This window comes from Oscillibacter sp. UBA6647 (genome assembly GCA_002455655.1).
GTDB lineage: Bacteria > Bacillota > Clostridia > Oscillospirales > Oscillospiraceae > Oscillibacter.
The window spans coordinates 1-11,121 of sequence record DKLF01000071.1 but is presented as its reverse complement, the minus strand read 5'-3'; the positions used below and the strand labels follow the sequence as shown (position 1 = coordinate 11,121).

Here is an 11,121-nt window from a genome sequence, read left to right as displayed (position 1 = left end):
ACGCCCCATTCCACACCCCCTGCAGGCAGCCGGGGCGTCTCAGTTATAAACGAAGCCGTCAGCGCAAACAGGCTCACAAAGCCCACCTCCAGAATCCCCAGCGTCAGAGGATCATCCTGACGGGAGAGGCGGTCCGTCAGGATGATCGAGCCGGCGTAAAGCATTGCGGCAGCAATGCAGAATCACTCTCCGGCACCGATGGAGAGCGACTCCCGTAAGGTCAGAAGCGCCACGCCCGCCAGAGCCGTTGCCGCGCCAAGCACGGTCCACCGGCCCGGCAGACGGCGGCGCAAAGCCGCCTCGAACAAAGGTACAAACACCACGGCGGTATTCTCCAAAAACGAAACGGTGGCCGTGGGTGTGGTCTTCAGGCCGGTCAACTCCGCTGTCATCACCATAAAAAAACGAAAATCCAAGCGCCATCAGAGAAGGCAGTCTGTCCGCCGCCGCGGAACATCCGGGATATACGCCCTCCGGCATGAGCCGCATGGTGGATTTACTGGAAAAGGAAGCCGGATTTCCCCTGTTGAAGCGCAGCCGAAACGGCGTGACCCCCACGGCGGACTGCCTCCGCCTATTGCCGCTTTTGCAGGAATTGGACCGAACTGCGCAGCGGTACGCCCAGATGACCGCTGAGATTCGTGGCCTTGAAATCGGTTCTGTCACAGTGGGCACCGCCTATCCCGTCTGTTACCACTGGCTTGCAGACCTGGTGGCAGCGTTTGGGCGGTGCCATCCCGGCATTGAAATCCAGATTCTTGAGGGAACCAGCACCCGTCTTGCCGCCGCCCTGGCAGAGCACCGGGCAGACTTTTGCATCATCAGCCGCCGGGAAGGAAATTTTCAGTGGCTTCCCCTTCTCAATGACCCGATGGTTGTTTGGGTTCCGCCGAACAGCATCTGGGCCGGAATGGATGTGTTTCCCGTTGAGAATTTGCCTCCGCACCCTACATCGCCACTTATCCGGGAGAAGACATAGACGCCACGCGAATGTTTGCCCGGCTGGGACTGACACCCCACCAGTGCTTTTCCTCCACAGACAGCTACGCCACCTGCTCCATGGTGGGCGCGGGGCTGTGCATCAGCACCAACAATGCATTGGTTCGCGGGGCATGGACCAGCCAGATTAAGATTTTGCCGCTGGACCCGCCCCAAACCGTGGAAATCGGCATCGCGGTGACTCCGATGAACGAAATCTCCCCGGCCGCCAAAAAATTTTATGAATTTGCAACCAATGAACTGCACGGAGACGAGGAAGGTAGCCGGACAACCTATTTGAAAAACAGGGACAGCATATTTGATAAAAAATAGTGTAGGTGAGTTGAAAAGTTAACTTCAACCCATATGGCAGAAGTTACTTTTTCAAACTCAAAACGGAAATTAGTTTACCAATAGTGGCATGCGCAATTCGGTCATGCCGATTTCAGTTTTATTAGCTCGTCCAGCGCGATAAAGGCGCTACAAAGTATCAGCACATTTTTTTAGTGAATATTTTGAAATGCGGCTTTGATTTGAAAGACAGCAAACGACTGAAAACAGTCGTTTGTTGCCTTTTTTCTGCGCGTTTGGTATTTGACTTTTTGCCCCCTCAATCATACTTTGGATGGATTACAAAATAAATTTTATCTGATATAATTAGCTGGTATATTGGAAAATAATTCTTAAAAATGTACTAATTGTTAAAGGAGGCGGCCCATGGGCGAAAGTGTTTCAGCCATCATAAAACCCTCGCTGAAGGAAATCTTTCTGACAGGCTGGGAACACTGCCGGGTCATTTTGTTCTCCGCGCCCTGCGGCTGCGGCAAGACCACAACGGCCACGGCGCTCCTTTCCAGGCATACCGTTTGCGCCTTCAGCGCTGCGTCCGTGGAGTTCCTGCCGGAAAATATCCCGCCGAGCTGCGACGCGGTGCTGGTGGACGATCTGCAATATCTGCTGGAACCGGAGCGCCGGGAAGCGCTCTGTAATCTGATTCGTACCCGAACGGACCTGCGCTTTATACTGCTGGGCCGCGGGGCGGTTCCCGGCTGGCTGATGCCCTTTCAGTTTGCGGGAATTCTGCTTGCCATTGACGCTCCCACCCTGCTTTTCGACCGCGCCACCGCGCAGCGGATGCTGGAAGAGCGCGGCATTGCGGTCAGCCCCGGTGATATGAGTGCCATTCAGCGGGATTTTAAAGGTTATCCCACCGCCATGGATATCCTCTGCCGCAAGCTGAAGAATGGCGGGGCATACAGCGAGGACATCTTGAACTCGGCGAAGCGAGAGCTTTTCCTTTACTTTGATGAGGCGGTCTACCGCCGCTTCGACGCGCCGCTTCAGCGATTGCTGGTAAGCCTTGCGCCGTTTGAGAGCTTCCATCTGGAGCTTGCGAAAATGGTCAGCGGCGATCCCCGGGCGGGGAAGCTGCTGGGTATCATCCAGCGGGACACCACCATGCTTTTATTCGATGGACTGGATACTTATCATTTCTGGCCAATCTTCCGGGTGTTTCTGATGTGGGGGCTGCACCAGAAACTCACCGACGCGGAGCAGCGCAGCTTGTACAGCCGCGCGGCGCTCTATTACGAGCTGCGCGACGAGCTGGACAAAGCGCTGGAATGCTACTCCCTTGCGGGAGAACAGGGCAAGGTGTCCGCGCTGCTGGTGAAAAACGCGGAGCAGCACCCTGGTGTGGGGCGCTACCACGAGCTGCAGAATTACTATTTTGCTCTGCCGGACGAGGAAATTCTTAAATCCCCGCCGCTGATGTGCGGCATGAGTATGCTGACCTCCCTTTGCCTGGATTACGAGGCCTCCGAGCGGTGGTACGCCGCGCTGCAAGACTATGCCGTACGGCTCAAAAAGACCGATTCCGAGTACAAAACCGTGCAGGGAAAGCTGGCGTATCTGGACATTGCGTTGCCCCAGCGGGGGAGCAAGGGACTGATTGAGGTCATCGGCAGCGTGTTCCGGGTTATGACGGACAAGCAACTCATGGTGCCGGCGTTTTCCGTCACCAGCACCCTGCCCAGCATTATGAACGGTGGAAAGGACTTCTGCGAGTGGTCGAAAAAGGACGACCTGCTGTACGCCACCATGAAAAGGCCGGTGGAAACCGTGCTGGGCCGGGATGGCGTGGGGCTGGCCGACTGCTCCATCTGCGAGAGTAAGTTTGAAAAGGGCGAGGACGTGTCGAAACGTCTGCTCACCCTCATGTCGCGTCTGGGCGAGATTCAGGCGCGGGGTACGCCGGACATCGAGTTCGCCGTGGTGGGTCTGCTGGCACGGGTGCAGGTATCCCAGGGCAAGGCGCGGGCGGCGCTGGAAGCGGTTGAGAGCCTGCGCGAAAAATTCCTCGACACTGGGCAGACGCGGTTTTTGCCCAACATCGACGCGATGCTCTGCCGCATCCAGCTCCGGCTGGGCGATACGGAAGCTGTCCGGACGTGGCTGCGGGATACAGCACCGAAGAACGATGTACGGCTGTGGGCAATGTGGCGCTATCAGTACCTGACGCGGGCGATGGTACAGATTCTTGAGGGCGATTACAGCGACGCGCTGCTGCTTCTGGCGCGGCTAAAGCCCTATTGTGAACACTGCGGGCGGGTGATGGACCGTATCCACATCCGGCTGCTCTCGGCGCTGTGCATGGAGCGCATGGGCGACATGGAATGGAAGGCAGAGCTTTGCGGTGCGCTGGATACCTGCCGCGAATATCAATTCGTCTGGCCCGTGGCGCAGTACGGCGCGGCGATTCTGCCACTGCTGAGTGGGTGCAACTGGGACGCAGACGCGGCGTATCTTGATAGACTGGTTGCCGTCGCGCGGGCGCAGGCAGTGGAGTACCCCCGGTTCTTGAAGCGGGAGGTGCGGCCCGTGGAACCCTTGTCAGCGGCGGAGACGCAGGTTTTGAAGCTGCTTTGTCAGAACCTGAGCAATCAAGAGATTAGCGAAATACTGGGCATCAAGCTGCCGACGGTGAAGACCCACGTCAGCCGCATTTTACAGAAGCTGGGCCTCAGCCGACGAAGCGAAGCCAGAGCCGCGGCCGAAAAGCTACGGCTGATATAGGAGGGCGCCAATGGACAAAACCGTGCTGAAATTGAAGTCTGGCGTCACGCTTGCGGAGCTGGGTGGGCAGACCGGACTTGTGCTTCAAGAGCGCGTCCGCTTTGCCGCGGACACGCGGCAGGCCGAAATCCTGCGGGTGCTGGTCCATCGGCCACAGACGGTGGAGAGCCTGCTGGCACTTCTGCACGCGCGGGACAGACCGCCTGAGAGCGATCACAGGATATCTCTGGACTTGGCCAAGTTCATTCTGGACTTTGGTGAGTTTTTGGAATCATAAAAGGAGAAAACTGCAATGATAAAAACGAAGCAAAAACTACTGTCTTTACTTTTAATTCTCATCATGGTAACAGGAATACTACCGATGTTTTCAATAACCGCAAAAGCGGCAACACTTCCCTACGGGATGACGAGTTCATCCATCGGAGTTGGTTCCGGAAGTACGCTTGCGTCCAGCACAACGCAGATCGGCTTTGGCGGCCAGCGGTGGTATGTGGTGGGCTTTGACGGAACTGGTATCGACAAGGGCGGTGAATATGTAACGCTGCTTGCAAAAGGGTCGATGGGGTCCTCCGCGTTTTTGGATGCCGATAAGACCTATTCAACTTCCTATTCGGGCAGCACACTGCAGTCATTTATCAACAACCTTCCGAATTCTTATGACTCCCGCGAACAGGCCCTCATGGTCGGGCTGACATTGGATGAGGTCTCCGGCACACAGCCGACCAATCAAAAGATTTGGGCGTTGAGTGCAACAGAGGCATCGACAATCTCTTCGAGTGTGCTTGGCCTTGCTGATGGAGCGTGGGTTCTGCGCACAATGACTGAATACGGCAACGCCCGTACAGTATCCGCCGGTGTTGTAAATGGCTATGGCCCTCCCATTACACAGGCAAATTGTGTTCGTCCCGGGACTGCTCTTGATCTTTCAAACGTACTGTATGCCGCCCCCATATCAGGCGCCAAAGGCACAGCCGTGGGCACGATAAATTCTATCGCACTCAGCAGCGAAGTCAAGTTTACCGTACTGGACTCAAACTTGAGCCTTAACATTGCCAGTGTTCCGGCCAGTTTGACCAAGGCGCAGGGCAGCTACATCAGCCTAAATTACAGCGGCGCGCAGACAGGAGACGGAAAATATGTTTCCTGTGTTCTCGTGAGTAACACGGATAGCATGGTCAAGTATTATGCCAAGCTGAGCACGGAGGCCAGCGGAACCTTATCAATACCGATTTCCACGGACATAATGACGGGTTCTTATACGCTGCTCATATATAACGAAGAGATATGCTCCGGCGACTATTCTGACTATGCAAGTACGCCGATTAGCATCAGCCTCACGGTGACGGGTTCGGCGAACACGGCGCCGACGCTCAAATCCGGCGTATCGTCAACGGATAGTGTGTCGGTATTAGTGAATAGCGCCTATACCCTCAAACTATCTGATATTTTCACGGATATAGACGGCAATGCACTTACCTACAGGGTATACACCAACGGAAGCAGCACTGCGGTTCCTGCAGACGAGAATTATTCCTTTACACCTACAACGGCTGGAACCACCACACTTCAGTTTACCGCCTATGACGGCGCGGCTGAATCTGCTTCCTATACGGTTACGCTCACCGCAGGGAACGTTTTGGCAACAGGCATTACGGTTACAGGAGAAAACGGGGCAACCTGTATCGGAAAGAACGGTCAACTCCAGTTATATGTTAGCTTTCAGCCTTCAAATACCACAAATCAAAACGTCACATGGACGGTAACCATGTCGACACAAGCCGGCGATGGCAGTGTAGATGCGGGGAACATGCTGAGGACAAGCGGTGTTGTTGATCTAGCATGGGGAAGTGGAAAAGCAACAATTCGGGCTACGGCGCAGGATGGTTCTGGAGTTTTCGGCGAGCTTGTGCTTCCGGTTCTACAAAATATCGTAACCGGCATAATAGTAAACACCTCAGAAACTAACGTTGCGATAGGTGATACCACGCAAATGTCTGCAACCGTGTCTCCAACCGAGGCTAAGCAGGATATTACTTGGAGCATATCTTCGGGTTCCGGTATCGCATCTGTTTCAACAACCGGTTTAGTAACACTCACCGGCTCAGGCACCGTCACAGTTCGTGCAACGGCGCAAGACGGTTCAGGCCTTTTCGGCGAGAAGACTTTAACTGTAAAGGCCCTACAGGTTGCGCCTTCAGTTCCTGCAATGGCTTCTAAAACGGAAACCACCGTCACGCTGAATGCTATTACGGGTGCTGAATATAGCATGAATGGCTATACCTGGCAGAGTGAAACAACCTTTACCGATCTTGAACCTAACACAGATTACAGCTTTTACGCAAGAATGGCTGAGACAGATACTTTGAAAGCTTCCTCATCAAGTCCAGTTCTTTCAGTAACGACGGAAAAAGCAACACTGGGCGGATCTGTTTCCATCATGGGGACGTTCAAGTGTGGTCAGAACCTTAACGTGATTACAAGCGAAATGACTGCTGATCCAAGTTGTAGTCTTGGAACAATCTTCTACCAATGGACAAGGAATGGCTTAAATATATCCGGAGCAACAGACAGCACCTATAGTCTCGTTGCAGCTGACTTTGGCAAGGTTATTAACGTAACAGTTGCTGCCGAAAACTGCACTGGAAGCATCAGCTCAAGCAACTCTGCCGCAACGTCACAAGGCAATCCGGATTATACCGTACCCACCGGACTTAAGGCAGCCTGGGGCGATACGCTGGAAGACGTGGCGCTGCCGGAGGGCTTTGAATGGGAAGACCTCAAAACCACCGGCGTAGGAGAATTAGGAGACCATAGCTTTACTGTCAAGTATACGCCGGATGACACGACCAGCTATAGTATCATCACCAATATATCTGTCACTGTTACGGTGGGGAAGCGTAACCCCAATTGTACGGCCGTACCTGCCGCTTCGGCAATTACATATGGGCAGGCACTTGGGGACTCCACGCTTTCCGGCGGAACATCTGATGTAGAAGGCTGTTTTGCATGGGCAACAGAAACCACAGAACCTTCCGTATCAGACAGCGATGCGACGGAGTATTCCGTTACATTTACGCCGACAGACGCGGTGCATTATAATACGATCACCGTACCTGTAAAGCTGACGGTCAACAAAGCCCCATCTTCTATTGACACACCGCCTTCCGCTTCTGCAATCACGTATGGGCAAATGCTTTCGGACTCCATTCTTTCTGGTGGCAGTGTAGCAGGCGTATTTTCATGGACGAATGGAGCGACGAAACCATCTGTATCAGACAGCAATACGACAGCATACTCCGTGACATTTACACCGACAGACGGCAATTATGCGCCGTCAACAACAACTGTTACGCTAACTGTGAACAAATCTGCATCTTCTATTGCTGCGGCGACAAACGGCCTGGTAACCGACGGCGATACAAACACATTTAGTTTTACCGTGGTCAACGGATATGAGATGCTGCCATTTTACGAATACAGCTCCAACGGCACGACTTGGATAGCTTTGTCATCTTTAAATGCAGTGCTTACGGACTCGACAATCACAATTTTTGTCGGAAATATTGCCGGTACTGTGCAGGTGCGTGTCAAAGAGTCTGATGACTATTCGGCAGGCACGGAGCTTACGTCGTCAGCTTTTACAGCCTCCATTGAAGGCACTGCAACCATTACCGGTACGGTAGAATGCGGACAAACGCTGATAGCGAACGTTAACGGCGTACAGTCAGACGCAGTAATTTCCTGCCAATGGAAGAGAACAGTTAGCAGTGTCACAACCAATATTGGAACAGGAAGCACGTACACTCTATCTGTGGATGACATCGGAGCAACAATTACCGTGACCGTAACCGCAGCAGGCTACGATGGCACGCTGACAAGCGCGGCGACCGAAGCAGTGACTAAGGCTTCTGCGCCTGCCGCACCCAGCGCGCCGACAGCGGCAACGGTCGGAGCGAACAGCATCACGCTTAATACCATTTCCAACGCAGAATACAGCAAGGACGGCATTAGTTGGCAGGATACCCCGACTTTCGGCGAGTTATCGACCGCAACGTCATACACTTTCTATGCCCGTGTCAAAGAGACCAGTGCGCGGTTTGCATCGGAAAGCAGTTCTGCGGCAACAATTTACACAAGGTCGGCAGCGCTTGACGCATCGGTGGCGACCATCAACTATGCAAGCGAAACAATTTCTTTTGGAGCTGCCTATGAAATGAACACTGCTTCGACATTTGACGGTTCAGCAATCGCAACCGGTGATAACATCAGCAATTACGTTGGCTCATACTTATATTTACGGCAGAAGGCAGTTGTGAGTGGCACGCCGGAAAGTACGCCGACGGCGATAACCGTTCCCATGAGACCAACAACAACGCCAAACGTGTCAAACGTGAGTGGAACCATTTTCGCCGAATCTTCCGTCACCGCGGAGGTGACAGTAACCGAAGGCGGAACTTTTGTATATCGTGTGGACAATGGTGCTTGGCAGAATTCCAACGTGTTTACCGGGCTTGGTCTCGGCACAGCGCATACCTTTGAAGTAGCTTACGCTGCGACAGGCTCGGTTTTTCGCTCGGCGGCGGCTTCGCAGGTAAAAACATGGTTTTTGTCTGATTCCACTCCGGCGCAAATTGCGGCACTGATCACCACAATTAACGCTCCTGCAAAAGATGCGACAAGCTTGACGCTCCCCACAGTTCCATCAGGTTTTACGGTGGTAATCAAGCATGTATCCCCCGATGCAACTGTGTTGGCAATTGGCGGAACCATTACCCCACCCAGTGTAGAAACGACAGTTAAGGTCGTACTGACAGTCGCAAAAACAAGTGACAACACGACGGCGGATACCACAGAAATCTCCGTAATCATTCCCACAAAGACTGTCTCTAACTCCGGAAACGGATCATCCTCCAGCAGCACTGCTACCAATACCGTGTCAGTTCCGGTTTCCAGCAATACCGGCACTGCAAACGTGTCCGCTTCCGTTTCCGGCAGCACGGCGACAATTTCTGCCGCGAACAGCCAGCTTTCTACGATTGCCTCCGCATCTAAGGACACCGGCACCATCACGGTAGACGTCTCCGGCCTAAAGGTAAACGCTGCGACCATTCCCTCAAAGGTGGTTTCCGCCGTACAGAAAGCAGAAGGTTCTGAAGGACTCGCGGTTGCCCTGCCCACTGGCACGGTTGCGCTTGACAAGCCTGCACTGGCGTTTGTCGAAGACAAGGGCGACGTGAAGTTCTCCGTAGAGACTGTCAATAACAGCAAGCTCACCGACAGCCAAAAGGCTACGCTTGGCAGTCAAGCTGGTTCTGCTACCGTGGTGGATGTCAACGTCTACGCAGGCAGCAGCAAGGTCAGCACGTTTGGCGACGGTAAGATTACCGTTTCCGTTCCCTACACGCTGAAATTCGGTGAGAACTCGGACAGCATTACCGTTTGGTTTATCAATGACAACGGTAGCATCGAGCCAAAGACTGCCAGCTACTCAAATGGCAAGGTGACCTTTACCACCGAGCATCTATCACAGTATTTAATTGTGAATTTCCCGTTTGCGGATGTGGCTGAGAGCGCATGGTGCTACGGCAGCGTGGCCTATGCCTATAATAACGGCCTATTTGACGGTACCTCTGCTACGGCATTCAGCCCCAATGCGACGGCGAACCGCCAGATGATCTGGATGGTGCTGGCGCGTATGGACGGCAAAACGCCCGCCAACATGGCGGAAGCCAAGGCGTGGGCTGTGGAAAACGGCATTTCCGACGGCTCCAACCCCACGGGAACCATCACCCGCCAGCAGATGGCGGCAATTCTCTATCGCTACGCACAATACAAGGGGTACGATACCACCCAAGGCGGTATGGCTATCCGGGAATTCTCCGACTACGGCAGCATTTCCACATACGCGCAGTCCGCGCTGGCGTGGGCAGTGAATGCCAAACTTGTGCAGGGTAGTCACAATCAGGTGATGCCTTTTGGCGACGCCACCCGCGCGCAGGTAGCAACGATTCTTCAGCGCTTTAGCCAGAACTTGGCAAAATAAGCGGTGACAGACAAAAATCCGGACTTTGAAAGTTTAGATCCTTAAAAACACCTTTGAAGTAAAAAGAGGGTTCCGACGATATCGTCGGAACCCTCTTTTTGGTCTGGTTCTTAACCAGACCGCCCGAAAGGTTCGGGTATCCCTTTGCCCCGCATACGAAAAAAGTCTTCCTTTATTGAACAAGTTTTGCAATAAAGTTAGGATACACAAAACGGTGAAAATACCAGGGATCTTTTCTGTGCACGATGCGGTGAATGCAACAGCACATGCTCCAGTTATGAAGAAGAACGCTGTCCTAAACTTGGTCTGCCGCCATGTGTGTGTAATGGCTGCAGGAGGATTATCCGCTGTCAACTTCAAAAACAATATTATTATGCGGATTTTGCTCAACAGGAGTATGAAGCTGTCCGTAGCGAGAGCCGACAAGGAATTGGGACAGCGCCAGAAGAACTGCAGCGAATAGATGCTGTTATTTCTCCGCTGGTCAAGCAAGGCCAGTCCATCCACCATATCTGTTCCACGCATGCGGATGAAATTATGCTTAACGAGAAGACCTTTTACAATTACATTGACGCAAGCTTACTTTCAGTTGGAAACATTGACCTTCCGCGAAAAGTCCGCTACCGCAGGAGGCAGAAGAAAAAGCTGATTAAACTGGATAGGGGTTGCTACGAAGGAAGAACCTACCAGGATTTTCAGCGGTATGTGAACGAAAATCCGGATCTGCCTATTGTTAAAATGGACAGCGTGGAGGGAAAGCGAAATTGCGGGAAAGTATTGCTTACCATATTCTTCCGTAGTTGCAGTGTAATACTTGCTTTCTTGCGAGACGCCAATACGGCTCGTTCTGTGGCGGACATTATTGATGACCTTTATGAAAGACTTGGGCATGATCTCTTCTGCAAATTGTTTCCGATTATCCTAACAGACCGGGGAAGCGAGTTTACAAACCCATCCGCAATAGATTGCACAGTATGGAGCGAAATCCGAAGCAGAGTATTCTATGTCAGCGGCAGTGATAAAAT

At 53.0% G+C, this 11,121-nt stretch carries 6 protein-coding genes and 1 pseudogene; 6 read left to right on the top strand and 1 reads right to left on the bottom strand.

Features of this window, described 5'->3' with window-relative positions; genetic code table 11:
• Positions 1-182: 182 nt before the first annotated feature.
• Positions 183-398, bottom strand: a complete 216-nt coding sequence (locus B2W96_RS05305) for an EamA family transporter (RefSeq protein WP_293009246.1) — start codon at positions 396-398, stop codon at positions 183-185.
• Positions 399-421: 23 nt separating this feature from the next.
• Here B2W96_RS05305 and B2W96_RS05300 point away from each other — a divergent pair, with 23 nt between their 5' ends.
• From B2W96_RS05300 to B2W96_RS05275, 6 genes and pseudogenes are all read left to right on the top strand, one after another.
• On the top strand, positions 422-979 hold the full coding sequence (locus B2W96_RS05300; protein ID WP_293009247.1) for a LysR family transcriptional regulator: 558 nt from the start codon (positions 422-424) through the stop codon (positions 977-979).
• A gap of 11 nt (positions 980-990) precedes the next feature.
• On the top strand, positions 991-1,311 hold the full coding sequence (locus B2W96_RS05295) for a LysR substrate-binding domain-containing protein (protein WP_293009245.1): 321 nt from the start codon (positions 991-993) through the stop codon (positions 1,309-1,311).
• Between the two features lie 384 nt (positions 1,312-1,695).
• The gene (locus B2W96_RS05290; RefSeq protein ID WP_293009244.1) at positions 1,696-4,053 is read left to right on the top strand and encodes a LuxR C-terminal-related transcriptional regulator; all 2,358 of its coding nucleotides are present in this window, start codon (positions 1,696-1,698) and stop codon (positions 4,051-4,053) included.
• A gap of 10 nt (positions 4,054-4,063) precedes the next feature.
• Positions 4,064-4,330, top strand: a complete 267-nt coding sequence (locus B2W96_RS05285; RefSeq protein WP_293009243.1) for a hypothetical protein — start codon at positions 4,064-4,066, stop codon at positions 4,328-4,330.
• 15 nt (positions 4,331-4,345) lie between these two features.
• On the top strand, positions 4,346-10,096 hold the full coding sequence (locus tag B2W96_RS05280; protein ID WP_293009242.1) for an S-layer homology domain-containing protein: 5,751 nt from the start codon (positions 4,346-4,348) through the stop codon (positions 10,094-10,096).
• Positions 10,097-10,633: 537 nt separating this feature from the next.
• Positions 10,634-11,121: pseudogene (locus B2W96_RS05275) on the top strand (IS30 family transposase); the annotation flags it as partial.

Excerpts from the sequence above, each read along its gene's own strand:
- B2W96_RS05295 (WP_293009245.1), top strand. The coding sequence starts at position 991 with ATGTTTGCCCGGCTGGGACTGACACCCCACCAGTGCTTTTCCTCCACA.
- B2W96_RS05305 (WP_293009246.1), bottom strand. The coding sequence starts at position 398 with ATGGTGATGACAGCGGAGTTGACCGGCCTGAAGACCACACCCACGGCC.
- B2W96_RS05285 (WP_293009243.1), top strand. The coding sequence starts at position 4,064 with ATGGACAAAACCGTGCTGAAATTGAAGTCTGGCGTCACGCTTGCGGAG.
- B2W96_RS05280 (WP_293009242.1), top strand. The coding sequence starts at position 4,346 with ATGATAAAAACGAAGCAAAAACTACTGTCTTTACTTTTAATTCTCATC.
- B2W96_RS05290 (WP_293009244.1), top strand. The coding sequence starts at position 1,696 with ATGGGCGAAAGTGTTTCAGCCATCATAAAACCCTCGCTGAAGGAAATC.